Here is a 26,359-nt window from a genome sequence, read left to right on the forward strand (position 1 = left end):
TTCTAAGTCGGTTACCACTGACAAACACGGTGAATACTGCTTATAACATAAAATAAATCGCTCATAGTTATTCAAAAAAGTTCTATTCAACTGGCTTTTTATAAACAATTAATTCTATTACTCTAGGTGCCATAACGCTGACAAAATTGCCAGATTAAGGAGTTAAAAATGTCCGTAAAATTGATAAAGGCCCTGCTAGGAACCCTCATTCTGGGAACCTCACTCAATGTGACTGCCGCAGATCAAACCCTGCTTAATTCCTCTTATGATATCGCACGGGAATTATTCAATGCCTACAACCCCGTTTTTGCCAAACATTGGGAAGAGAAAACAGGTAAAACCGTCGAAATTAAACAATCCCATGCAGGATCATCTGCACAGGCACGCTCTATTCTGCAGGGATTACCCGCAGATGTGGTGACCTTTAACCAAGTAACAGACGTTCAAGTTCTGCACGATCGCGGTAAATTGATCCCAGAAAATTGGCAACAATTACTGCCTAACGCCAGTTCACCTTACTATTCCACCATCGCATTTTTGGTACGCAAAGGTAACCCAAAGCAGATCAGCGACTGGGGCGATTTAGCGAGAGATGACGTTAAACTGGTCTTTCCTAACCCAAAAACCTCTGGTAATGCTCGCTACACTTATTTAGCCGCATTAGGTTATGCTCAGAAAAACTATGGTAAGGATAATCAGGCTAAACTGGATCAATTCCTGAAAAAATTCCTCGGTAATGTCGCAGTATTTGATACTGGCGGCCGCGGTGCGACCACCTCCTTTGTTGAACGTGGGATCGGTGATGTATTAATTACCTTTGAATCGGAAGTGAACAATATCCGCCAGCAGTATGGTACGGACGATTACCAAGTGGTTGTACCAAAAACCTCGATTCTGGCAGAGTTCCCCGTCGCTGTGGTTGAGAAAAATGCTAAGCGTAACGGTACACAGGAACTCGCAACTGAGTATTTGAATTATCTCTACAGCGAAGAAGCGCAACGTCTACTGGCAGGATTCAGCTATCGTGTACACAACGAAAAGGTAAAAGCTGAGTTTGCTAAGCAGTTCCCTACCGTTGACCTGCTGACTGTTGAGCAAATCATAGGTGGTTGGGATAATGCGATGAAAACGCAGTTTGCTAACGGTGCAAAACTCGATGAGCTATTAAAGCGCTGATATCGTCCTTAATGTAGTAAGATATCAACATTGAACCCGAGCAAAGTCTCGGGTTTATCGCTAATTGGCATTTATCAATCAGTGTTAGCCGTAAAGATTGCATCCAACAAAGGCTTGAGCCAACAACGAGCGAACCGTATAAATAGTATTGGTTTAACGCAATTAACCTGATCGGGTGATTATTCTGTGATTTTTAATAACGGGCGTTTACGCCATAAGCGGGTTCTTCCCGGTTTTACCATCAGCTTAGGTGTGTCACTACTATTTGTCAGCCTAATCCTATTATTGCCGACCACAGGCTTAATTATGCAGACCAGTTCAATGAGCTGGTCCGAATACTGGGGTGTGATTGCCGATCCCAGAGTGGTTGCCAGTTACCGAGTTACCATACTATCGGCGCTCGCGGCATCATTATTTAACTGCCTTTTCGGATTATTACTCGCATGGGTACTCGTGCGTTATGAATTTCCCGGCAAACGCATTTTAGATGCCTTGGTAGATTTACCCTTTGCCTTGCCGACCGCCGTTGCCGGTATCACCTTAGCCACCCTTTATGCGGAAAACGGCCAAATCGGTAGTCTATTAGCTGAATGGGGCATAAAAGTCGCCTACACCCCGCTAGGCATAGTGGTCGCGATGATTTTCACCAGTATTCCCTTTGTGGTTCGTACGGTACAACCCGTTCTCGAAGAGTTATCCCACGAGGAAGAAGAAGCGGGAATGACGCTTGGCGCCTCGGATCGTTCGGTATTCTGGCGGGTTATTTTGCCCTCTCTTTGGCCAGCATTAATGATTGGAACGGCACTGTCTTTTACCCGCAGTCTGGGTGAGTTTGGTGCAGTGATCTTTATCGCTGGCAATATGCCTTATATCAGTGAAATCACTTCGTTAATGATCTTTGTCCGCCTGCAAGAATTTGATTTTGCAGGTGCCAGCGCCATTGCCTCAGTGGTTCTGATGACCTCGTTACTGCTATTACTGCTGATAAACCTGTGGCAGGCGCGTTATCTGCGCCGCATTCATGGACGATAAGGAGCGAATATGAACTCATTTAAACCCTTAAGAGTCGGTGAAGCGCCCCTGATCAAATGGAGCCTTATTACCCTCGCCGTGCTCTTGGGCTTGCTATTGTTGCTATTGCCGTTGGTGAGTATTTTTCAGCAGGCGTTTGTCGGAGGTTGGGAGCGTTATATTGGGCACCTAACTCAACCGGATTCGCTGCATGCGATTGGTTTAACGCTGATGGTGGCAGCACTCACAGTACCGATCAATTTAGTGTTCGGAATCATGCTGGCCTGGAGCGTGACTCGCTTTGAATTCCCCGGTCGCAAGTTACTGATCACGCTAATTGATATTCCATTTGCGGTCTCCCCTGTCGTCGCAGGTTTGCTCTATTTGCTGCTCTATGGCAACAGTGGCTGGCTGGGCGAATGGCTATATGAGCACGATCTGCAGATCATGTTTGCTTGGCCGGGAATACTATTAGTGACCATTTTTGTCACTTGCCCCTTTGTAGCCAGAGAACTGATCCCATTGATGCAACAACAGGGCGCATCGGAAGAAGAAGCTGCAGTGATCCTTGGAGCGTCATGGTGGCAACTCTTTCGCCGCGTGACCCTACCCAACATCAAATGGGCACTGATTTACGGTGTGATCCTCACCAATGCCAGAGCCGTAGGAGAATTTGGTGCCGTTGCTGTCGTATCTGGCAACATTCGCGGCGAAACCAATACCTTACCTTTACATGTGCAATTATTGTATGAAGATTATCAGGCCGAAGCCGCCTTCGCGAGCGCGTCATTACTGGCCCTGATCGCCCTATTTACCCTAATGTTAAAAGCCGTAGTGGAATGGCGGCAACAACGCAGTTTAACCGCCAATGACAATAAAGAGCAGAGCCAACTATGAGTATTCGTCTTACTAATATTTCCAAGAAATTTGGCCAATTTCAGGCGCTTTCCCCACTTAATCTCGATATTCAAGAAGGGGAAATGATTGGTCTGCTGGGACCATCAGGTTCAGGCAAAACCACACTGCTGCGGATTATTGCTGGTCTTGAAGGAGCCGATAGCGGCCAAATTCAATTCGGCAACCGAGATGTCACTCAAGTGCATGTGCGTGAAAGACGTGTGGGTTTTGTGTTTCAAAACTACGCGCTGTTTCGCCATATGACGGTCGCCGATAACGTCGCCTTTGGACTCGAAGTCATGCCGAAAAAACAAAGGCCTTCGGCGGCAGAAATTCATAAGCGAGTGACACAACTGCTAGAAACAGTACAACTAGGCCACCTCGCACAGCGCTATCCTGAACAACTCTCGGGTGGACAAAAACAGCGCATTGCATTGGCCCGCGCACTGGCGACCCAACCAGAAGTCTTGCTACTGGATGAACCCTTTGGCGCCTTGGATGCTAAAGTGCGTAAAGAACTACGCCGCTGGCTACGCAGCCTGCATGATGAATTGAAATTCACCAGCGTGTTTGTGACCCACGATCAGGATGAGGCTCTTGAGCTTTCAGATAGAGTGGTAGTGATGAGCAATGGTCATATAGAACAGATTAATACACCTGCTGAGCTATACTCACACCCCAATAGTCGCTTTGTGTTTGATTTTCTTGGTAACGTCAATGTCTTTGAAGCCAGTTGGCAACAAAAACGTTGGGAAAATGGTCAAGCATTTTTAACACCTCCAGAACAGCCAGCACTGCAGCAAGATGGTGTTCTCTATGTACGCAGTCACGAATTAGCGCTGTCAAATAAGCCTAATAGTCAGGCCAATTTGCCGTTCAATATTGTCGCCATGACCCCCATTGGCGCCGAAGTAAGACTGGAATTAGCCCCACATGGCTGGCATAGCGAAGAACTGTGGGAAGCCAAATTCACCCACCATAATCTGCAGGAACTCGGGTTGCAAAAAGGCAGTGTAGTTTACGCTACCCCAAGAACAGCTTACTTCTTTGGTGCGCAGGGTGAGAGTTCACCGACGCGTCTAAGTTGGCCATTCCTGACTCCGGGCAGTCTCGCCTTTGATATCTAATGTCATCATAATAGGAATAAGCAGCATTAGCGGTACCACAGGGAGTGGATACCGCTAAGATTCAAACCATTTAGAGAGATATTGTCACGCCAAACACTAAAGCACTCATTAGGCATTGCCGCGACAACTTTTGGTGATAGCGACAGCTTTGATTTTTGATGCAAGCGGTAACGAGAAAGCCCAAGATACCGCCAAAACGTCAGCTAGATCTTGGCGCTGTCCCCTCCGAAGAAGTGATTAATCATGGATGGCATATACAGCCCATCCATGTTGAATCAATAGAGCTGATAAGCAGATTTACATCTAACAATCAATATATTAGATGTTTATAACAAATAATTATTGCAGAAGTACTCATAAAATCAGCGGGTAAACGAATTAACTAACCGAGGTTAATAATTCCAATTTCAGCCTATACATTTCATCAACTGACACCACTTTCACGCTGCTTATTTCAATAGAACCTTCTTTCGCCCATAAAAATGGATAAAAGCTCAGGCATTTATCTGTAGCTATCTGTGAATAGGTTTTTTGAAAGCGCTCTTTACCTAAACTCGCATAAAACTCATTGATTCTCTTTGTAGCTGACCATTGAAAAAAATCTGCGAACCCGATTTCTAACCCTTCCCAATGAATTGAGTCTGGCGACCAATAGTATATATTCCCAACATCTGCGCCTAAACCGCCGCCGTTGATAGCAAAAAATCCACCAACTACGTCATTCGCCACTAAAAGATAATGTGCACTTCTATTCCAATCAGTAAGGTTTCTAGACAATCTTTCATGTCCAGAGCCGAAAAATCGAATCCATCCATTGTCGATCAAAATCCCACCGGTTTCATAGGCAATAGCCCCTAATACCGAACGAGTCGATACCTGAAGGGATTCAAGTACTTCAACCCGATCCTTTGAAGGCGGCAGTATCTCTACACAATGCTCAGCACCAGCAACCATTTCATTGACTACTTTTATGCCAGAGTCTTCGATATCAATCAGTTCATATATACTTTTCAATCTCTTATCCTTATATCACTAATATCCAGCAAAACGACTCATCATTCATAACGGTACCTTGGGAATCTCGAAAATAACTAAGCCAATATAGCGTTTAAAAATGCTAGTTAGCACTCATGGCACTAAGCAAAAATCTTACTCATGGGCATTCACGGTTCGCCCTGCAGCCCATTGTCGTAGCGCATTGATTTTATCGCTCATGACCACAGATAAAGGCCGAGTTTTGCTCAGTTCTTCGAGTAGTAACAGCTGATCGACACTGCGCTCAACGCTTCTTGCGGTATACATGGCAGCAATTACCGCTTGTTCGATTTCGGCGCCGGAAAATCCTTGGCTACGAGCTGATAAAAGGGCGAGATCTAAGCTCGCCACATCGATTCCACGGCGCTTACAGTGGATTAAGAAGATGGCTTTGCGTATGGCTTCGTCGGGTAAATCGACAAAAAAGATTTCATCCATCCTGCCTTTTCGCATCAACTCTGGCGGCAGAGCTTGAATATCATTAGCGGTAGCCACCACAAACACTTCAGATTTACGCTCCGCCATCCAAGTGAGTAAGGTGCCAAGTATCCGCGTCGATGTTCCCTCATCACTGCTACTCCCGCTTAAGCCTTTTTCAATTTCATCTATCCAAAGCACACAGGGCGACATCATGTCAGCCAGATCCAGTGCGTTACGCAGGTTCTTCTCGGTTTCGCCTATGTATTTGTTATATAAGGCTGCCATATCGAGCCTAAGCAAAGGTCGTTGCCAAACGCCCGCAACCGCCTTAGCCGCGAGGCTCTTACCACTGCCCTGAACGCCCAGCAGTAAAATCCCCTTGGGCGCATCGAGCGCTTTGACGTGCTGAACTGGAGTCGGCTGACCGTCTTGGTCAATGGCGCTGACTGCCACTATGGGCGAGCGCTGCTTGAGCCATTTTTTAAGGTTATGCAGTCCGGCAACCTGTGAAAAATCACTGGTGTCGTATTCAAATTGCAACACACCATTAAGATCGAGTAGCTGAAACTTGGCTTTATTGATGGCGTCGATATCTGACAAGGTAATAGCACCGTCATTGACTATGGCTCTGCGTACGAGACGACGGGCATCGTCTAAAGTCACGCCTCGCAGATTATCGGCTAATTTGACCACAGCAGCATCATCGACCTGTAGCGGCGTACCTTGGTGACGAATTTTATCAACTTCAAGATAAATCAGATTTTGCAATTGCACTGTACTTGGCAAAGTTAAGTGAAAATAAGCGCAATAACGTTTGATTTCAGGCGGGATTTCAAAGGCATGGCTCACCAGCACTAATGTGTGTTGCAGCGTCTCGTACTCAAGGGCGATTTCTTTAAGCAAACGGACATTCTTAGGTGCATCAATCACAAAGGGATGAAAATCGCACAACACATAAATCCCCTGCTGTGAGGTTGATTTAATTTGCCCGAGTAGATCGGTTGGCTCACTATTAAACTTTTGCGCCGCCAAGGGCTTATCGACCCGTGCTAGGCCTTGGGTGATGCTCCATGTAAACACAGGTTGATAGAGCACACTTGCGACCCGCTTAAGCAGCTCAACCACGCGATATTCTTCATTGGTTTCAATCACTACAATTGGCGTATTGGAGCGCAGCACTGAGGTTAAATCGTGAATATCTTGCATGCTTTCAAATTCCTTTTTATTCACCCAAAATGGGTCATAAAAAAGTCCAGCGAACTGGACTTGATACAACAGACAAAAGTTAACCGATTAAGGGTTAATGTCCATCAAAAAACAAGTAATTCAACCAACCTTGCATCCTCAGCAATACTTTACGCATCACAGCGACATGATGGAAATGTTCAGTATAAATTGCAACCTGCCCAGAAACACCCGCAGGAAATTGCTTACGAATAGCATCATCTTCGATATCAATCAGCACAATAACGCGACCATTTTGAAATAAACGAGCCGATGACTGCAGCGCGCCGCCCATTTGAACTTCACCTTCAGCCATAGCGGGTAATATTTTCGCCACTTTTCCCTTAAAGATTTGTCCTGGAGCGGCATCCAATATCACTTCAGCTTCATCACCTTCCTGCAAACGCATTAACGAGTTTTGCCAGAATGCCCCCGCAAAGTAGCGCTGCTCGTCGGGAATAAAGCTCATTACTGGACGTAATGGTAAAGGCACTGCCATCGCTCCCGCACGAAGTGCCATTTGCGTCACCACACCATCTGCAGGTGCCCGCACGACGGTCTGTTCTAAATCGTAGAGTGCACTGGCTAGATCAGCTTGCAAGCCAGCTACTTTGGTATTAACACCATCAATATTAGATTCATAGGCCAGTCTAACCCGCAGTTCTTCAGCATTCGCGACAGTCAGTTGTGCCTCTGAGGCTAAGTACAATTGACGCCTATTATCGAGTTCCAGTTCAGTAAAAGGCGAATTCGCGCCCCCTTTCTTGCGGCCTAACTCATAACGCTCGAAGGCAGATTTATTACGGTCTTTATCGGCCCTAGCGCGCTCTACATTAGCCTTAGCCGACTCCCACGCCGCGGCGAGTTGTGGCACTTGGAGCTCTGCTTCCATCAAAGCTGCGCGTTTACGTTTAACAACGGCCTCGAAGGGAATAGGATCGAGACGAAATAACACATCCCCTTGTTTAACAGGCATATTAGGCTGCACTTCCACCGAAGTCACTAAGCCTTTTACTGCGGGTGTGATAGGGATAGTGACAAAATATTCACGGGCAAAACGAGAATAAGGATGGTTGTAATTCATCACGAGCAATAAGGCACCAATAATGAACACCCCACCCAGCACTGCGGTGGGAACAGTCCATTTATTCATCGGAATTTTAAAGATTTTAAAGATAGCAATACACACGGCCGCATAGGTGAGTATGAGTAATAAATCCATGTTATACCTCAACTTTGTCTGTTTTTATCGCATCCACAGCAGGCGCTATATTCATGGGAGTTATTTGCTCTAACTGTTCAAGCCGAGTCTGAAGCCCTCTGACTGTCTCGCGCAATAAATTCACATCCTCCTCTAAAACTAATTCTCGCTTCATTACAGTATTGAACCCCCAACCGCGATCTTCACGGTATAAAGTCGCCCAGATCCATAAAAATGGCCAAATTGCATGTAGGGTGAATAGACTCACCCACCCGGCGATATGCAATGCATCTTGCTGGGGATGATTACGTTTTTTGGCTATTTCATAGGGGATATCATGAATGGCAATGACACCATAAAACATAATAATGATGACAAAAAACAAAATACCTAACGCAAAGTAATCTAAGAACATCTGCATCTCCTTGTATTAATAATATGTATTCCATCCCAAAGATTAGTGGATGGTCTCTAAACATGCCACCAACATAACATTAACATTTGAGTTTACTCTCAACCTCAGCTCCAATATTAACCAAAGATATGCTGTTTCGTTTTTGCCCCCAGTGATCCGGGACACACTTGTCAATTTACTCCATGATCCTAAAGCCTGTTCAGGCTAAACTAGCCACATCATTGCGGCATAGAACGCAAGCATAAAACCCATCATCCCTACAATCTCAAAGGTACCCACACATGATAGGCACTCCCTACACTGAGGGCGCACGACGCGCCATGTTGCTCGGCTGCGGTGAACTTGGCAAAGAAGTGGCCATTGAACTACAACGCTTAGGCGTTGAAGTGATTGGCGTTGACCGTTACGCCAACGCCCCCGCCATGCAAGTCGCGCATCGCTCCCATGTGATCAATATGCTCGATGCCAACGCCCTGCGTGCGGTTATCGAGTTAGAAAAACCGCACTTAGTCATCCCAGAGATTGAAGCCATCGCCACCCAAACCTTAGTGGACATGGAAGCCGAAGGGGTGAATATTATCCCGACTGCTCGGGCAACAAAGCTCACTATGGACAGGGAAGGTATTCGTCGTCTCGCTGCTGAAACCTTAGGTTTACCGACTTCTCCGTATTTTTTCTGTGATACCGAAACCGAATTTAATCAAGCGATTAGTGAAATTGGTGTTCCCTGTGTGGTGAAGCCAGTCATGAGTTCCTCGGGCAAAGGCCAAAGCGTTATTCGCGATATCGCCCTCAGCCATAAAGCGTGGCAATACGCCCAAGAAGGCGGACGCGCCGGCGGCGGTCGCGTGATAGTCGAAGGCTTTATTCCCTTCGATTATGAAATCACCCTGTTAACCATCAGCGCAGTCAACGGCATTCATTTTTGTGCGCCCATTGGCCACAGGCAAGAAGATGGCGATTATCGCGAGTCATGGCAGCCACAAGCCATGTCCGATGAAGTGTTAGCAAAATCCCAAGCGATTGCGAGCAAAGTCGTCGAAGCCCTTGGCGGTTATGGACTATTTGGCGTAGAACTGTTTGTTAAAGCCAATGAAGTGTATTTCTCTGAAGTCTCGCCAAGACCCCACGACACAGGCTTAGTCACACTCATCAGCCAAGACTTATCGGAATTTGCCCTGCATGTTAGAGCTATTCTCGGCCTGCCTATTCCCAATATCCATCAGCATGGTCCAAGTGCCTCGGCGGTGATTTTGGCCGAAGGCATCTCAAACAATATCCGCTATCAAGGGATTGGGGCGGCATTAGAAGCGGTCAATACTCAGCTTAGATTATTCGCCAAACCCGATATTGATGGTCGCCGCCGTTTAGGTGTCGCGCTTGCCCGTGATATCGATATAGACAGCGCAATCAGCAAAGCACTCGATAGCGCCAGTAAAGTGAAAGTCATCTTTTAAGCGGGTTTAAGCGTTTAAAATTGGCTTTAAGTACAAGTGACACATCAAAGGGAAATGCGCTTTAATGCCATTTCCCTTTTTCAACACAGAGCCGCACTAATAAAAAGTGACGGCCCAAAATCGACAGTCCCAAATCGACAGAGTAAACTAACGCCCTTTCTTGCTAGCCCTCATCTTTAAGTTGCGGCTTAACCCTGATAAGTAAAACCAACAGTAGACCCCAATATGCATCTTCAGCCTTCTTGCTTTACCTCTTTCACACAAGCCATTGATGCCTATGCCCTGCCGCAGCGTTTTACCTTTCCTTTCTATTACGAGCCACATCCATTGTGCGTGATCGCTGCCAACGAATTACAACGCCACCTTGAGACTCAAAACGATTGGCAACATAACTTTGGCCTCACGGGGGAGTTAACCGGCGCCATTGGCAAGATGTTTGGTGTGCTTTTAGTGCAAGATCTGCAGGGAAAAGTAGGCTATTTGTCGGCATTTTCGGGCAAGTTAGCTGAGCAGAACCATTGGCCACGCTTCGTTCCACCTGTGTTTGATATGCTGGCTAAGGACAATTTTTTCCACGCCGAAAATCTGCAAATCAACCAAATTAACGAACAGCTACTTGCAGTAGAAAATCACCCCGATATTCCTCGGCTATCGAGCGAACTCAACGCTGAGCAAGCCCAAGCACAAGCCAAGCTTGCCGCCCACAGGCAAGTGATGATTGACGGCCGTCAATCCCGCAAGACGCAGCGCAATCAACTCGCAATGCAATGGGCTGCTAATCCAACTGATGAGACATTGCGTGAAAACGCAGTAACTGAAGCCAAGCTCAGCCAAGAAAGTATCAATGAAAAGAATCAGTTAAGAGATATTAAGCACTATTGGGATGAACGTATCCATGCCATCAGCCAAGCGTTAACTCTGCTCACTGATAAGCGTGACGCATTAAGACTACAGCGTAAACAGCTCTCGGCGGCGCTGCAGCAAAAGCTGTTTGAGCAGTATCGTTTTTTGAATATTCGCGGCGCAGAAAAAAGCCTTAACGGCATATTTAACGGGACGGTTGAGTTAACACCGCCCGCAGGCTCGGGAGAATGTGCCGCCCCTAAGTTGCTACATTACGCCTTTAAACACGGTCTTAAACCATTGGCGATTGCCGAATTTTGGTGGGGGGCGCCGCCAAAATCAGAAATTCGCCAACATAAGCAGTTTTATCCTGCCTGTCTGCGTAAATGCCAACCTATCTTGGGGCATATGCTCGAAGGGCTTATTGTCGATGAAAATCCGCTGCTGACGAACCCCGCCGAAGGCAAAACCTTAAGCATCCTCTACCAAGACGAGGCGATGGCGATTGTGAACAAACCCGCCGAGTTTTTATCAGTGCCCGGCAAAGAGATTGAAGACTCAGTGTATTCGCGCATGCAGCAAATGTTTCCCAATGCCACTGGGCCACTTATCGTCCACAGGCTCGATATGTCGACCTCGGGATTAATGGTGATCGCATTGACAAAAGACGCCCATAAACAGCTGCAAAAACAGTTTATCCAGCGCACAGTAACTAAGCGTTATGTGGCACTTTTAGCAGGGATCCCTACAGCAATGGCAGATAAGCAGGCAGCAGGACAAATCTCTTTACCCCTACGTGGCGATTTAGACGATAGACCGAGGCAACTCGTTTGCCACGAGTTTGGCAAAGCGGCCCAAACCTATTGGGAATTAAGCCATATCGATGAAATGGCACGTACAGCCCGCGTATATCTATCCCCAAAAACGGGCCGAACCCATCAACTCAGAGTTCACTGCGCCCACTCAGAAGGGCTAAATACGCCCATTGTGGGTGACGATCTGTACGGCACTCGCGCCAATCGCCTGCATCTGCATGCCGATTTATTGATGCTTCAACATCCCGTCACCCGTGAACAGATGCGCTTTCAAGTCGATCCTGATTTTTGAGATCTGAGTTCTGATATTGATTAGCAAGGCACCAAAAGGAAAACCAAGCTTAGTGGGCATTATCAGAAGTTTGACCGCGATGTATAAGTGGCATTTTTCGGGCATAGTAATGCCTCACTCAAAACGAACCGACAGCGGTAGTATGGGCATAGGCAATCTGGTTAAAAACATAAGCCGAAATCAATGGTTCTTATTTGCTTTGTTGAGCGCCGCCGTATTTATGAGCGCCTGTCAGCCAGCATCGAACGCTAATGAAACCACGGCTAGCCCAAATACCAGTGTCGCAGTAAAAGCCGCTACAGAAGCAACAACCCTTCGAGCGCCACTTTCACAGGAAGTCTATATCTGGCAGCGCCAATGGCGCCCCGCCAATCAAACGGCATTAGTGCAAAGCCAAGATGCATTTCAAGGATTACGTATTTTAGCGCTGCAAGCACATCCAAAACCCAATGGCGCAGACATTTGGTTTGAAGTTGCGGTCAATCATGCTTGGTTGCAGGCAGATCCTAGGCCAAAAATTGCCGTGATTCGCTTAGATGGTCAACTTACTCGACTCAATGATGCTGAGATCATCAGTAAAATCAGCCAAGTACTTAACAGCTGGCAGGCTAAAGGCACTAAAATCGCTGGGGTTGAAATCGACCACGACAGTGCCAACAGTAAGCTGCCAGCCTATCGGGATTTTCTTAAAAAGCTTAAAGCGCAGTTACCCGCAGAACTCAAACTCAGCATTACTGCACTGCCCGCTTGGCTCAGTAGCGCCGATTTTCCCGTGTTACTCACCAGTATTGATGAACTGGTGCTACAAATTCACAGCGTAAGCGATCCACGCCTCGGACTATTCGATGCGACTCAAGGTTGGCAGTGGGTGCAGCAACTCTCAAATATCAGCACTGTGCCTTACCTTATTGCACTCCCCGCCTATGGTTCAGCGGTCATCAGTACAGCTTCAGGTTATAAAGTTGAAAGTGAAACACCGCTGCGCGATCAACTCAAATCAGTCAATGTAGTACAGGAACTGATGGCCGATCCTCTAGTATTACAAGCCTTTGTGCAAAAACTACACACTCAAAAAGATGCCAAACTCAGAGGCATTATCTGGTTTAGGCTGCCGCTGGAAGGGGATAAAAGGGTTTGGGCACTCAACACCTTAATCGCCGTTGCACAGCAAGGTGAACTTGCCGCCAAGATTGAATTAGTGATCTCAAGCGATAACAAGGCCACAGCCCAAACGATATTAGCCGCTGAAAATAAGCCAAAAAATCTGGAAATCCGCAAGCCACAGCTATTCCAACTGAGCTTAATGAATCACGGTAATATTGCAGGTGAAATTCCTCCTCTTTTGTCGCTAGCGGGACAAGCTTGCAGCGGGTATGATGCGCAAAATGGCTATAGCGTAATACAAAAAGATGGGCTGTTAACGTGGCAATGGCGAGCTGAGAATACAGCAGCGTTGACACCAACCAAAACAGTTTCACGCACTGCAATCATGCCTATGCCGCAATCAAACAGAGACATTCAAACACACATGCTCAACCCTGGCGGCCAAAAAGTGATAGGCTGGGCACGTTGTGAGTCATTATATTTACAGGGAATTTATGCGCCATAAGCCAAAACTATCGTTTACCATGGCAACACCCAATCGGGCTTTTATGCTTAAAAAGACCACGCTCATTTGTTTAAGCTTATTTTCCCCTATGCTATTGGCCTGCGGCCCCGATTTTCCTTTGCAACTCACTCAGGATAGGCAGAGCAATCTCAGTTATTTACCGCAAACCTCTTTCAGCCAGCAGCTCACCGCCCTCGCCAAGCCTTTAACTTGGCAGTATCAAGATGCACCCGCTGCACAGGAATATCTGTGGGATGAAGTGCATAGCCGTTATCTTTCACAAACTCGCGCCTTTGAAAACAGCGAGTTAAGTGACGCCCATTTGGCCTTAGTGAACACTTTGCGGGATGCAACGGGCCCCATTGAAGCCGAACAAATGGCCGCTAAGTTAGACAAAGATCTACCACAAGCGCTAACTTGGTACACCTTAGGTGCCGTAGCGTTTGAAGCAAAAGATTATGAGAGGGCGAGTAACTATTTCAGCAAAATCATTAAATTACCACAAAGTGAACGCGCATCTCGTAGCCTGTGGGCACTCTATTCGCTGTCGCGTATTGAGCTTATCTTAAGCAAGACTTCGGCTGATCCTGAACATTTTAATCGTGCCAATGCTTACCTGACACAATTACAAACCGAAGTCGCACAAGGCGCCGCCGATCCCCTGCGTTTGAGTTTAGCGAGCTTAGGTGAACAAGCCTATATCCTGCTACACCAAGGCCAGCCGCTCCCGCAATTGGCCAATCAAGCTACAGGTGAAACTGAGTCAGAGCTGCAAATGACTCTCACCCCTGATGCACTGAATAAAGCTATTGAGCTCTATGCCACCCAATCGGTACAGGGCGATAGCGGCGGTTATGATTCCTTATTGATGTTAAGCCGCACTTTGATGGGTAAAGAGATTGCTGAACTTAAGCCGCTACTGCAACAGGCGAGCGTGCAGCAGTTATTGATTGCCTATTGGCAAAGCAGCACTAATGAATTCGCCTACAATGGCCAGCTTTCAGAAATGGGATTAAAGGTTGCTGGGCTCCTTAAAGTATTTCCAACCGATGGCTTACAGCTCAACCATGGCGATAAATTAGCGGCGATTTATTACCAGTTAGGGGATTATGCCAGTGCTGAGCGCCTATTAACGCTAGCGAAACCGAGCGGCCTCACTTGGTGGCTCAACGCAAAATTAATGCTACAAAAGGGCGATCAAGCAGAAGCTGCCAAGGCCTATGCTCAGGCAGCGCGTCACTTCCCTGAGCAACTCAATAAGATCTCGGCCACAGTTGACGCTAAAGAAACTCAGCAACAAGCCATTAATGCCGATGAAGATACAGCCACTTACTGCCGTATTCGTGCCGAGCAAGGGGTGTTGTCACTAGAGCGTGGCGAATATGTCGATGCGCTCAATCACTTACTCGCCAGCGGTGATGAGTACTGGCAAGACATCGCCTATGTGGCGGAGCGCGTGCTCACCACGGCTGAACTTAAGTTATTTGTCGACGAACATGTGCCATTTATCGCCTTTGAATACCCTAAAGACAGCGACTGGTACGATAATATTGAGCCAATTAACAACCGCTTGCGCTACTTGTTAGGTCGCAGGCTATTACGCGAAGGCGCGATAGCTGAAGCGCCAGTTTACTTCCCTAATCCTAAACTGAATGCCAGCGCCCTTGCCTACGGCACAGAGTTGAATGCAGCGAAAAAAACAAAAGGCATTGATAGCGCGAAAGCCTATTGGGCTGTTGCCGAACTTGCCCGCCACCAAGGCATGGAACTCTTAGGGTTTGAATTAGCCCCGGATTACACTATTTACCAAGGTGTGTTCGATCTAAGTGATTGGAATGAACCGAGCAAACTGGCTGAGAAAGAACAGCTGCGGATCAGTGCCAGCCAAGCAATCCCCGATAAACGCTTCCATTATCGCTACACGGCAGCAGAACTAGCCAACAAGGCATCGGATCATGTACCCCACAACAGCCAAGCCTATGCAGCGCTACTCTGCCAAGCCACTGGTTGGGTCTTGTATCGAGATCAAGAGCTTGCCCTGCGTTACTACAAAAAATACGTCGCCAACGGCCCCTTTGTGCCTTGGGCCGAGAAATTTGGTTTGCAGTGTGAAGCGCCCGATTTTGACGGTGCAGTAAAACGAGCGCAGGCGAATGAAATGGCAGAATGGAACGCACTGTACCACAAGCTGAAAAAGCCCGTCGTATTTGGCGTATTAGCCATCACAGGCTTATTGGGTGTGTGGTGGATGCGTAGAAGAAAAACTCAATAATAAATAACCATTAACGTCTTTCTCTCTCAACGTCGATATGATGAAAAGAGAGGAAGACGCATACCGCTTTACTTGTTCACGCAGTTAATCACTTCCCCCTTCAAATAACCGTTCAAATTCGCCACTGCGATATTGAGTAGACTTTGTCTTGCTTCCTTCGTCGCCCACGCATTATGGGGGCTGATGCTGATATTAGGCGCACGCAATAAGGGATTATCTGCAGTGGGCGGCTCAGTCGATAACACATCAACGCCGGCAAATAACTTGCCTTGAGCCAGCGCAGCAGCAAGCGCGGCTTCATCAATTAATCCACCGCGCGCTGTATTAATCAGCAACGCATTAGGCTTCATCAAGGCGAGGGTTTGTTGATTGATAAATTGCTCAGTTTCTGGAGTAAGCGGACAATGGAGCGAAATAATATCTGATTCGCTAAGCACAGTATCACGTGGCGCCCACGTCACGCCTTGGGGTAAATCCTTGATGATTGAACGAGTATTGACAAGAACTTTCATCCCGAATGCGAGGGCAAGCGTTCCCACCTGCTGACCGATATCGCCATAACCTATTAAGCCTAAAGTCTTGCCTTTTAAAGATTGCAACGGCATTAAAGTAAAACAAAAATCTTGGCAGTTCACCCACTGCCCATCGACCACAGCTTGATGATGGGCGGCCACGGCTTGGGTGTGATGCAGAATATGGGCAAACACCATTTGCGCAACGGCATCAGGCGCATAAGCGGGCACATTAGTGACCACTATACCTTGCGCTTTAGCTGCCGCGATATCGACAACGTTCGTGCCCGTGGCCAATACGCCTATGTATTTGAGACTAGGAAGTTGCGCTAGCGTCTTTGCATTCAACGGCGTTTTATTGGTGAGAATGACTTCAGCACCTTGGGCTCGCGCGACAATATCAGCGCCACTCGTGCGGGAAAAACACGCAAACTCGCCTAATTCATTTAAGGATTGCCAGCAGAGATCGCCAGGATTTAAGGTTTCACCATCAAGTACTACTATTTTCATGCCACTAAATCTCCTTTTAAGACGATGCGTTAGATCTAAAAACTGACTTTGAGCCCAAGGTTAGCCTGAGCCTGCCATATCACATCTGACGTAATATGCCATAGGCAATCATCTTCATTGCAAAACAGCGAAGTGTCACTGTTGATAAAAGTCGCATAACCCCGAATATCCGCAAACAGGCCAAAGTGTGGCGTCACTTGATACTCTACCCCGCCACCAATCCCCATGGAGAAACGCGTTTCGCTCGACCAACCGCTAGGCAGCATGCGGGTGATCCCCGCGCTGGCGGTGACATAGGGCTGGATATCGCCACGGGGGAAATATAAAGTACCACCCAAGTGGATGTAATCTAAATCTAACGAGGTAAGAAAGTCTGGCGTAAACAAGCCGCCACTTTTCAGTTCAGAGGCTTGATGACTATATAAAAGATAAATATTACCGGGATCATTGGTGCCAATACCCACCATCAAACCGTAATGACTCGACTCCTCAACCTTCACATCGGCCTTATCACCAGTTTGATCTGTGTTGACCTCATATTGATTCACATCAAATTGACCGCCCCCCAGACTATAACCACCAAAAGGAGCGATAAATACCTCGGCCTGCGTAGACATAGCCACAGGTAACAAACTCGCCAACAGCAACAAACGGTAAGTGTTTTTCATAATGAATTCCTTATCTTTTACAAAAACCAATTTAATCAAGGCTAACGCATACCGCGCTCAGACTTGACTCTGTCATAGGCTGCTTGAATATCCTGAGCCTTACGATTAGCTAGCTCCATCATTTCCGGTGGCAACCCTTTCGCCACTAACTTATCGGGATGATGTTCATTCATCAATTTACGGTAAGCCCGCTTAACTTCTTGGTCGCTAGCTTCGTTCGTAATGCCAAGTAAACTGTAGGCATCAGTAATCGATGTTTTATTGCCACTCGATGTTTGATGGAAACGAAACTCCGCCTGCCAGCGTTTAAGTAATTCATCTAACTGCGCTCGACCATAACCTAACTCTTGAGCAATCGTCATCAAGATAGCGTGCTCAGCGGGATCCAATTCACCATCAGACAGTGCCGTTTGGATCTGGATTTCGATGAACATCTGCACTAACTCTTTGCGTCCCATCGTAATAACACGGAAAGCTTGTAAGCTGCTGCGCAAATCAAAATCCGCCGATTTACCCTCACGAAATGCCTGTTGCGCTTCTTTACGGGCTTCCCCCGTTAAACGCATTTGATCCATTAATAAGGTCGCAATGCGAATATCGGTTTCGGTAACATGTCCTGATGCTTTCGCCACATGCCCCATTACTGCAAATGTGGTATTAAAGAAAATGGCTTGGCGATTCTTAGCCTGCCCTAGAATCTGTCGAAAACCCACGCCCGATGCTGCACGCTTATCGTAAAGATGACCGAGCCACAAACCTAGCAGCGCACCAAAAATACGGCCGAACATAAAGCCAATGACAAATCCAAAAAACTTACCCCAAAGCCGCATCTTATTTCCTGATTTCTATTATGTATTTGATGCACTAGCTTAATCCTATGGATATGCCAGCACCGAAATTTACTTGTTACTTTGTAACCTTAGTTCAAGCGCTTGCAATCGTGCAATGGTACCGACATCACACCAAAATCCATTAAACAAGGCACCACTAACTCTGTCTTGAGCCATTTGCGATCGGAGCAACGGACCCAGTGCAAAGGCGCCCTGCGGCGTGTCATGAAATAGCGCAGGGTGATAAATGCCCATGCCCGAAAACGTGTGCTTAACATCGCCACGCTCCTGCACTTGATGACCATTCAAAGCAAAATCGCCATTTGGATGCTGCTCAGGATTAGGCACTAACCATAAGTGAGCGAGCCTATCCGCAGCCAGTTGCGTGATTGGCGGTAAAGCATCAATAAACACATCACCATTAATCACTAAAAAAGGTTCGTCGCTTCCGTCCTCACACAATAAAGGCAAAGCGCGTTTAATACCGCCGCCGGTTTCTAACGCACTCTCTTCGGCGCTATACCGAATGCGCACCCCAAAAGTGCTGCCATCGCCCAGAGCTTCGACTAACTTATGCCCTAGCCAAGCATGGTTGATGACGATATCGACTATGCCTATCGCGGCAAGTTTTTCAATATGATAAACAATCAGCGGCTTACCTAACACTGGCACCATAGGTTTAGGCAAACTATCCGTTAACGGCCGTAACCTTTCCCCTCGTCCAGCGGCCAAGATCATGGCTTTCATTGCTTAACCTCAGATGAAGACTGACTCACAGTAAACGCAGGTAACACACGACGAGTTAACCAGTGTGCAAATGGCACGAGTTCGGGATACTGCAGCGAGATGTCGACAATATACGTTAATGTCAGTGGAATATCCGCCATATACGCAGGTTTACTATCGCGATAGTTTAACCGTGCAAAAATCCCCACCGCCTTAATGTGGCGCTGTAAGCCCATGAGATCAAACCAAGTTTGATATTGCTCAAAAGGAGTCTGTGCGGAAATAAAACCAAGCGCTAATGCTTGCTGATAATGATACCGCATCAAGTCTGCGACTAACGGCTGCGGCCAACGAATATAACAATCGCGTAGTAGTGATACCGCATCGTAAGTCACAGGACCAACGACGGCATCCTGAAAATCAATCACGCACAGCTTGTCCGCTTGCAGCATAAGATTACGGCTATGGAAATCCCTATGCATTCCCACACTAGGTTGAGACAGCGCATTGCCGACGAGGCGATCAAAAGTATCATTCAGCAACTGCAACTCTGCCGCGTCCAAAGACAAATTAAGATGTGTTCCTAACAGCCACTCAGTAAAAATGTGTAATTCACGGCGCACAAAGGCTTCATCGTAGTTAGGTAATGCCTGAACTAAACCGCTATCAAGATTCTTGCACTCAATCACAGCGGCCACTTGCGGTAATAAATCGAGCGCCTGACGGTAAAACCCTTCCACATTTTGTACCGTCAATACAGATAAGAGTTGGGTATCGCCCAAATCACTCATCAACATAAAACCCAAATCGGCATCGGCGTGGATTACTTTTGGAACTGTCAGTCCCACGGCTGAATAAGCATTCGACAGTGCAATAAAGGGGGCGATAGGCACTAACTGAGGCGGTGAATCAGCGGCGATAAAGGTAGCATCAGGCATCGAAATCCGAAAGTAACGCCTAAAACTTGCGTCTCCGGAAATCAACACAGGCATCACCTCACAGGAAAAATAAGCATTCAGCCACTGATTAAGGGAAAGAAATCTCGGATCGGATAAAGTCATTTCATGGCTCTTAAAGAAAAATTGCTTTATTATAGCTGGCATAGAATTTGGAAACAGCTAAGAAATTGAGAGATTTATTAAGCGATGTTGCGTTTGTCAATTGCAACTTTCCCCATCCATACTTGTCCAGAATAAGAAATCATAATTACTGACCTAAAGATGCAGATCCGATACCTTCTGGCCCTGAGCCTGTTACCGCAATTAGTCCTGGCAGACGACTCTCTAACCGCTTCGGCATCCCAATGCTTAATCGAACCGCCAGTACCCCGTATCGTATCTCAAACCCAAGGGATGAGTGCGGCTGAACTCAACAAAATTCGTATTGCGTCTGATAACACCAATGCCGAAATGGGGAAGCAGGCGATTTTCCGTGGCGATGTGGTTTTTAGCCAAGGCGATAGGCACATAGCTGCCGATGAGGCGATTTTAGATCAAGCTACTGAACAGTTTGATGCCAATGGTAATTTAGTCTTTCAAGACAGTAACTTCACCGTTACAGCCGAATCCTTACAAGCTCAAATGCGGACAAACCGTGCCACCCTTAAAGGCGCACAATATTGGATCCATGGCCAACAAGTTCACGGTGATGCCGAAAAACTGCAAATTACTATCAATAACAATTTAATTTTAACGAATACCAACTTCACTACTTGCCCTCCTGACAATGTGTCTTGGCTACTCGAGGCCGAAAAGATCAAGATCAACAGTGAAGAAGAATGGGGCGAAATTTGGAATGCCAAACTAAGAATTGGCGGTGTACCTGTATTCTATATTCCCTACATGACAGTCCCCGTTTCAGACAAACGTAAATCTGGCTTTCTCTACCCTAGTTTTAGCACTAGCACTACTGATGGTGTCGAAATTTCCGCACCCTATTATTGGAATATTGCCCCAGAGTACGATTTAACATTTACACCTAGCTATATGTCAAACCGTGGTTTATTCACTAAAACAGAGTTTGGTTATCTGGCGGGTGAGGCCCAAAATGGCCGAGTCAATTTAGAATATCTAGGCAATGACCAATTGATCGATGGTAGCCCGAATCGCTACTTATATAACTGGCAGCATCAAGGGGCGATCGACAAAAATTGGCGTGTATTAGCGAATTTTACCGATGTATCAGATAACAATTATTTCAATGACTTAAAGTCAGATGTTAACCGTGCAACCGATAACCAGTTATCACGCATAGGTGAAATCAGCTACTTCGAAAGTAACTGGGATCTAAGCACCCGAGTACAAGATATTAAAGTACTGGGTGAGGATGAAAAACCATATCAAGTCATGCCTCAGGTTAACTTTAACTATCGTGCCGCTGATTTTTGGAACAATTTAGATTTTGGTTTTAATTCAGAGCTAACGAATTTTGCCCATCAGGACAACAATGTTAATACGGCGACTCGTTTGTACATGTCACCAAGCGTAACTCTGCCAATACATGGGCCTTCAGGCTCGCTCACCAGTCAAGTTAAGTTGATGCAGACCAATTATTGGCAGCATAACGAAGATCCAGACATAGTTGTTGACGACACAGTGAATCGCACCATCCCGCAGGTACGGATTAATGGTCAAATCAACTTCGAACGTTTTACTGAGCTTTTCGATCAAAACTACCGCCAAACGCTCGAGCCACAATTTCAATATCTTTATGTCGGCTACGAAGATCAACGCAACATAGGCATTTATGATACGGCTCAATTACAGGACGACTACTTTGGTCTATTCCGTGATCGTCGCTTCTCGGGTCTGGATCGGATTTCCGATGCAAATCAAGTCACTCTAGGTGTTACTACACGCCTGTTTGATAGTCACAACCAAGAAGCCACTAAATTCAGCCTAGGACAAATTTTTTACCTGCAAGACAGTAAAGTCGGTTACGAAGACAGTATTTTTGAGTCTAATCAATCAACTTCAGTACTTGCTGCAGAGTTAGATACCCGCTTGTCCCATGATTGGTATATGGGGGCTGCGATTCAGTACGATACCAACACCAGTGACAATAAAAAATCTGAAGTCACCTTAGATTTCAGACCTGAAGCGAATAAATTACTGCAATTTAGCTATCGCTATGTCCCTGATTTATTGAACTCAAATACCAATGATACAGTGAACATCTCCCAAGCGGGCGTTCGTGGCGCTTGGCCAATCAGTGACGATCTCTACTTTGTTGGTAATTGGTATTATGACCTTAACGAAAGTCGCAGTATTGAAACTTACACAGGTATCCAATACGAATCATGCTGTTACGCAGTAAGACTTAGTTATCATTATCGCATTAAAACCAACTATGACGACAATATAGGTTCTGCCACAATTGATCCTCGTGAGCAGTTTGATAGTGGTGTCTACCTGAACTTAATCATTAAGGGACTCGGTGGTTCTGGCCCATTAGGCGTATCCGATATGCTCAATGACGGCCTGTTTAACTACAGAAAACCGCTTTATCTGAGGAATTAGCAAAGAATTGTGATAGATTGCTGAACCTCAACAAGGACTCAGAGTCCAAACAGATTAATGAGTGCTTTACCGTTCACCTTTTGCTAAAGCGAATAAAAGCGGATCTTAAGGTCTAACCTTGCACTCAAATGCGTCGCCAAAAAATTACATTAGGGCAACTCACTGTAATTTCGATATAAATGGTAAAGTTATTTCAATTAAGCCGTCGAACCTGACCTTAGAACGTGCCAAGGATTTTGTGGATGAAACCCAGTAAACATCTGATTTTTGCTTTATTTGCACTCGCGATCAGCCAACCTACATTGGCCGCACCCCAGCCGCTCGACCGCGTTGCAGTCCAAATTAACGACGGCATAGTGCTCGAAAGTGAAATCACTAACATGATTGACACTGTTAAAGCGAATGCCAAAGCAGCAAACCAATCATTACCTTCTGACAGTGCCCTGCGTACTCAGGTGATTGAGCGTTTAATCTTAACTCGCCTACAATTGCAAATGGCCAGTCGTATAGGGCTGAATATTGGTGACTTACAACTAGACCAAGCGATTGAAAACATCGCGCGCGAACAAAAAATGTCTGTCGCGCAGATGCAACAAAAAATTGAAAGCGAAGGTTTAAGTTTCAGCCAATACCGCGAACAATTGCGCGAAGAAATCACTCTAGGTGAAATTCAACGTATTCAAGTACAACGCCGTATTCAAGTATCACCACAGGAAATTACTAGCCTAGTCAAACTCATCCAAGAACAAGGGATGAAAGATGTGGAATACCAAATTGGCCATATCCTGATTGACGTGCCTAATAACCCCACCAGTGAACAACTCGAAGCATCAAGCAAACGCGCCAATATCGTATTAGAACGTTTGAAGAGTGGTGAGGATTTCCGTCGTACCGCTATCGCTTCTTCTTCAGGTCCTAAGGCACTCGAAGGCGGTATTTGGGATTATATGAACATCAACGAAATGCCAACTCTGTTCGCCGAAGTGATTAACGGTGCGAAAATGGGTGACATTATCGGCCCGATTAAGAGTGGTGCAGGTTTCCATATTATTAAGATCATGGATGCTCGCGGCCTACAAACCAAAGAAATCGAAGAAGTTAGAGCGCGCCACATTTTGCTCAAGCCATCGCCGATCCTGTCAGAAGACCGCGCTAAAGCCATGCTTGAGCAATTCCTGAAGCAAATCCGCTCAGGTGAAGCTAAGTTTGAAGACCTAGCGCGTCAGTACTCAGAAGACCCTGGTTCGGCAACAAAAGGTGGTGAATTAGGTTGGGCAGAACCAAGCATTTACGTACCTGAGTTTGCTCAAACGCTCAACAGTTTGAAAAACGACCAAATTAGTGAGCCATTCCGTACGACTCACGGTTGGCATATCACTCAGTTAGAAGAACGCAGAAAAACCGACGCCACGGATCAGTTCAATAGCAACCGTGCGCACCAGTTGATCTTCCGTCGCAAATTTAACGAAGAACTGCAAAACTGGCTAGACGAAATGCGTTCAGACGCATACATTGAAATCTTCCAGCCAGAGACCAATCGAGGTTAATTCTAATTGAGCACTAAACGTATTGCCGTTACCCCAGGCGAACCCGCAGGTATTGGCCCCGATTTAGTCGTACAACTCGCTCAGCAGGCTTGGCCTGCTGAGTTAGTCGTTTGTGCGGATCCAGAATTACTTGCGAGCCGCGCGAAACGACTCGGTTTGCAAGTGACTTTCCGCCCTTACCAGCCAAATCAAGCTCCTAAACCGCAAGAAGCGGGCACATTAACCATAGCGCCCTTTAAGTTAGTGAGCGAATCGATTTGTGGTCAGCTCGATGAGCAAAACAGCACTTATGTAGTTGAAACCTTGCGTTATGCGGGCGAAAAAAACATGAGCGGCGAGTTTGATGCTGTCGTGACAGGCCCCGTGCATAAAGGCATTATCAATCAAGCAGGTATTTCCTTTAGTGGCCATACTGAGTTTTTTGCCCATCAAGCAAATTGCCCCGATGTAGTGATGATGCTGGCAACGCCGGGTTTGCAAGTGGCACTCGTGACCACCCATATTCCTCTGGCCTATGTTGCAAAAGCCATAACACGCCAACGCTTACAGCATATTATCAAGATTCTACATGCCGATCTCATCAGCAAATTTGGCATAGTTTCACCGAAAATTTATGTCTGTGGTCTCAATCCACACGCAGGTGAAGACGGCCATTTAGGGCGTGAAGAAATCGACGTGATTATTCCTGCACTCAACGAGTTGAGAGAAGAGTTCCAGATGAATATTGTCGGCCCATTACCGGCCGATACTCTGTTCCAACCTAAATATTTACAGGACGCCGATGTCGTCTTGGCCATGTACCATGACCAAGGACTTCCCGTTCTCAAGTCACAAGGATTTGGCAAATCGGTAAACATCACCTTAGGTTTACCTTATATTCGTACCTCGGTTGACCACGGTACGGCGCTCGATCTCGCGGGTACAGGCAAGGCCGATATTGGCAGTTTTGTCTGTGCTCTGAATAAAGCCATTGAGTTATCCTCAAAGAACTAAACGATTACATTATTAATGAGCAACAAAGTACATTTAGGCCACACGGCCAGAAAGCGTTTCGGACAAAACTTCCTTACCGACGGCAATGTGATTGACCGCATTGTGGGTGCGATTGCACCCGATAATCACCATGTGATGGTCGAAATCGGCCCTGGCCTTGGTGCCTTAACTGAACCTGTAGCCGATGCTGTGGATAATCTGACTGTTGTCGAACTCGACCGCGATCTGGTTGAACGCTTACATCAACACCCAGTCCTTAAAGATAAACTGACCATCCACCAAGGTGATGCACTGCAGTTTGATTTTGGCCAACTGAGTGTGCCCGGCAAAAAAATGAAAGTGTTCGGTAACTTACCTTACAACATTTCAACGCCGCTGATGTTCCACCTGTTCGAATTTGCCGAACAGATTGAAACCATGCACTTTATGCTACAAAAAGAAGTGGTACTGCGTTTATCGGCAAGCCCAGGCTGTAAAGCCTATGGCCGTTTAACGGTCATGGCACAATACTTCTGCCAAGTGGTTCCGGTTCTCGAAGTACCGCCCCACAGCTTTACCCCTGCGCCTAAAGTGGACTCAGCAGTCGTACGCTTATTGCCATACGCCGTAAAGCCGTTCCCTTGTAAAGATGTGACCGTACTACGCCACCTTTGTACCACCGCATTCAACATGCGTCGTAAGACTCTGCGTAATAACTTAAAGCACATGTTATCTGACGATGAGTTCGAGCAGTTAGGGATTGACTCAAGTCAACGCCCAGAACAGATTAGCGTGCAGCAGTATGTTGCTATGGCTAACATGGTTTGCGATAAGAAAGCATAAATATGTCAGGGCACTTAGATGCCCTTAGACCAGAGCCTAGGAACAAGAATGAGCGCATTGGACACCTCCATTCGGGTCGAAGTCAAAACTGAGTATATAGAGCAGCAGTCATCGCCCGAGGATGAAAAGTACCTCTTCAGTTACACCATCACTATCATCAATTTAGGTGAGCAAGCGGCTAAACTTGAAACTCGTCACTGGATAATCACTGATGCCAATGGCAACACCAGTGAAGTCCAAGGTGCCGGTGTTGTCGGTGAAACGCCAACCATAGCGCCGAATACTGCCTATCAATACACTAGTGGTACTGTGCTCGATACGCCACTTGGCATAATGCACGGCACTTATGGTATGGTCAGCGAATCGGGTGAGCGTTTTCAGGCGACAATCCGTCCCTTCCGTTTAGCGACCCCAGGCTTACTACATTAATATCGTTAGG

At 46.5% G+C, this 26,359-nt stretch carries 22 protein-coding genes; 13 read left to right on the plus strand and 9 right to left on the minus strand.

The features are described from left to right. The first annotated feature begins 168 nt into the window (after positions 1–168). The 4 genes from cysP (at position 169) to L5M18_RS02060 (ending at position 4,211) form a co-directional block, all read left to right on the plus strand. Complete coding sequence (gene cysP, locus L5M18_RS02045; protein WP_028759253.1) at positions 169–1,176, plus strand: thiosulfate ABC transporter substrate-binding protein CysP; 1,008 nt, start codon at positions 169–171, stop codon at positions 1,174–1,176. A gap of 186 nt (positions 1,177–1,362) precedes the next feature. Beyond that, positions 1,363–2,208, plus strand: a complete 846-nt coding sequence (cysT, locus tag L5M18_RS02050; protein WP_105249982.1) for a sulfate/thiosulfate ABC transporter permease CysT — start codon at positions 1,363–1,365, stop codon at positions 2,206–2,208. A gap of 9 nt (positions 2,209–2,217) precedes the next feature. Continuing rightward, on the plus strand, positions 2,218–3,084 hold the full coding sequence (gene cysW / locus L5M18_RS02055) for a sulfate ABC transporter permease subunit CysW (RefSeq protein WP_028759251.1): 867 nt from the start codon (positions 2,218–2,220) through the stop codon (positions 3,082–3,084). Then, a complete protein-coding gene (locus L5M18_RS02060; protein WP_028759250.1) occupies positions 3,081–4,211 on the plus strand; it encodes a sulfate/molybdate ABC transporter ATP-binding protein in 1,131 nt (376 codons plus the stop codon). The genes cysW and L5M18_RS02060 overlap by 4 nt, the downstream gene beginning before the upstream one ends. Positions 4,212–4,589: 378 nt before the next feature. On the opposite strand, the gene L5M18_RS02065 is transcribed toward L5M18_RS02060, so the two are convergent. From L5M18_RS02065 to L5M18_RS02080, 4 genes are all read right to left on the minus strand, one after another. Next, complete coding sequence (locus tag L5M18_RS02065; protein ID WP_263141545.1) at positions 4,590–5,225, minus strand: DUF2625 domain-containing protein; 636 nt, start codon at positions 5,223–5,225, stop codon at positions 4,590–4,592. 135 nt (positions 5,226–5,360) lie between these two features. Next, positions 5,361–6,872: an AAA family ATPase gene (locus L5M18_RS02070; protein ID WP_263195830.1), complete on the minus strand. Its 1,512-nt coding sequence runs from the start codon at positions 6,870–6,872 to the stop codon at positions 5,361–5,363. A gap of 94 nt (positions 6,873–6,966) precedes the next feature. Beyond that, positions 6,967–8,112: an HlyD family secretion protein gene (locus L5M18_RS02075; RefSeq protein WP_263195831.1), complete on the minus strand. Its 1,146-nt coding sequence runs from the start codon at positions 8,110–8,112 to the stop codon at positions 6,967–6,969. A gap of 1 nt (position 8,113) precedes the next feature. Beyond that, a complete protein-coding gene (locus L5M18_RS02080) occupies positions 8,114–8,506 on the minus strand; it encodes a DUF3302 domain-containing protein (protein ID WP_263178459.1) in 393 nt (130 codons plus the stop codon). A gap of 281 nt (positions 8,507–8,787) precedes the next feature. Between L5M18_RS02080 and purT the strand changes: the two genes are divergently transcribed. The 4 genes from purT (at position 8,788) to L5M18_RS02100 (ending at position 15,794) form a co-directional block, all read left to right on the plus strand. After that, a complete protein-coding gene (gene purT, locus L5M18_RS02085; RefSeq protein WP_263195832.1) occupies positions 8,788–9,963 on the plus strand; it encodes a formate-dependent phosphoribosylglycinamide formyltransferase in 1,176 nt (391 codons plus the stop codon). Positions 9,964–10,188: 225 nt separating this feature from the next. Continuing rightward, a complete protein-coding gene (locus tag L5M18_RS02090; RefSeq protein ID WP_263195833.1) occupies positions 10,189–11,913 on the plus strand; it encodes an RluA family pseudouridine synthase in 1,725 nt (574 codons plus the stop codon). Between the two features lie 142 nt (positions 11,914–12,055). Next, positions 12,056–13,522 carry a DUF3142 domain-containing protein gene (locus tag L5M18_RS02095; protein WP_263195889.1) on the plus strand — a complete coding sequence of 489 codons (1,467 nt, stop codon included), beginning with the start codon at positions 12,056–12,058 and terminating at the stop codon, positions 13,520–13,522. Further along, a complete protein-coding gene (locus L5M18_RS02100) occupies positions 13,512–15,794 on the plus strand; it encodes a hypothetical protein (RefSeq protein WP_263195834.1) in 2,283 nt (760 codons plus the stop codon). The genes L5M18_RS02095 and L5M18_RS02100 overlap by 11 nt, the downstream gene beginning before the upstream one ends. A 68-nt stretch (positions 15,795–15,862) precedes the next feature. On the opposite strand, the gene L5M18_RS02105 is transcribed toward L5M18_RS02100, so the two are convergent. The 5 genes from L5M18_RS02105 to L5M18_RS02125 form a co-directional block, all read right to left on the minus strand. Continuing rightward, positions 15,863–16,816, minus strand: a complete 954-nt coding sequence (locus L5M18_RS02105; protein ID WP_263195835.1) for a D-2-hydroxyacid dehydrogenase — start codon at positions 16,814–16,816, stop codon at positions 15,863–15,865. 35 nt (positions 16,817–16,851) lie between these two features. Beyond that, entirely contained in the window at positions 16,852–17,484 is a 633-nt protein-coding gene (locus tag L5M18_RS02110) for a porin family protein (RefSeq protein ID WP_263195836.1), read from the minus strand. 41 nt (positions 17,485–17,525) lie between these two features. Next, positions 17,526–18,314, minus strand: a complete 789-nt coding sequence (gene djlA, locus L5M18_RS02115) for a co-chaperone DjlA (protein ID WP_113939902.1) — start codon at positions 18,312–18,314, stop codon at positions 17,526–17,528. A 69-nt stretch (positions 18,315–18,383) separates the two neighbouring features. Beyond that, positions 18,384–19,061, minus strand: coding sequence for an N-acetylmuramate alpha-1-phosphate uridylyltransferase MurU (gene murU, locus L5M18_RS02120; protein WP_219250291.1), 678 nt, complete (start codon positions 19,059–19,061; stop codon positions 18,384–18,386). Further along, positions 19,058–20,143: an aminoglycoside phosphotransferase family protein gene (locus L5M18_RS02125; protein ID WP_263195837.1), complete on the minus strand. Its 1,086-nt coding sequence runs from the start codon at positions 20,141–20,143 to the stop codon at positions 19,058–19,060. Before L5M18_RS02125 ends, murU begins: the two co-directional genes overlap by 4 nt. A gap of 117 nt (positions 20,144–20,260) precedes the next feature. On the opposite strand from L5M18_RS02125, the gene lptD reads away from it, so the two are divergent. The 5 genes from lptD to apaG all read left to right on the plus strand — a co-directional run bounded on the left by lptD (position 20,261) and on the right by apaG (position 26,349). After that, the gene (lptD, locus tag L5M18_RS02130) at positions 20,261–22,558 is read left to right on the plus strand and encodes an LPS assembly protein LptD (protein ID WP_263195838.1); all 2,298 of its coding nucleotides are present in this window, start codon (positions 20,261–20,263) and stop codon (positions 22,556–22,558) included. A gap of 242 nt (positions 22,559–22,800) precedes the next feature. After that, on the plus strand, positions 22,801–24,105 hold the full coding sequence (gene surA, locus L5M18_RS02135; protein ID WP_105249993.1) for a peptidylprolyl isomerase SurA: 1,305 nt from the start codon (positions 22,801–22,803) through the stop codon (positions 24,103–24,105). A 6-nt stretch (positions 24,106–24,111) separates the two neighbouring features. Next, entirely contained in the window at positions 24,112–25,098 is a 987-nt protein-coding gene (gene pdxA, locus L5M18_RS02140; protein ID WP_105249994.1) for a 4-hydroxythreonine-4-phosphate dehydrogenase PdxA, read from the plus strand. A gap of 15 nt (positions 25,099–25,113) precedes the next feature. Continuing rightward, positions 25,114–25,920 (plus strand): 16S rRNA (adenine(1518)-N(6)/adenine(1519)-N(6))-dimethyltransferase RsmA, encoded by an 807-nt coding sequence (gene rsmA, locus L5M18_RS02145; RefSeq protein ID WP_212600376.1) that lies wholly within the window; start codon positions 25,114–25,116, stop codon positions 25,918–25,920. A gap of 48 nt (positions 25,921–25,968) precedes the next feature. Continuing rightward, positions 25,969–26,349: a Co2+/Mg2+ efflux protein ApaG gene (gene apaG / locus L5M18_RS02150; RefSeq protein ID WP_028761528.1), complete on the plus strand. Its 381-nt coding sequence runs from the start codon at positions 25,969–25,971 to the stop codon at positions 26,347–26,349. The last annotated feature ends 10 nt before the right edge of the window (positions 26,350–26,359 follow it).

Source organism: Shewanella sp. SM20 (assembly GCF_025654545.1).
Lineage (GTDB): Bacteria > Pseudomonadota > Gammaproteobacteria > Enterobacterales > Shewanellaceae > Shewanella > Shewanella oncorhynchi.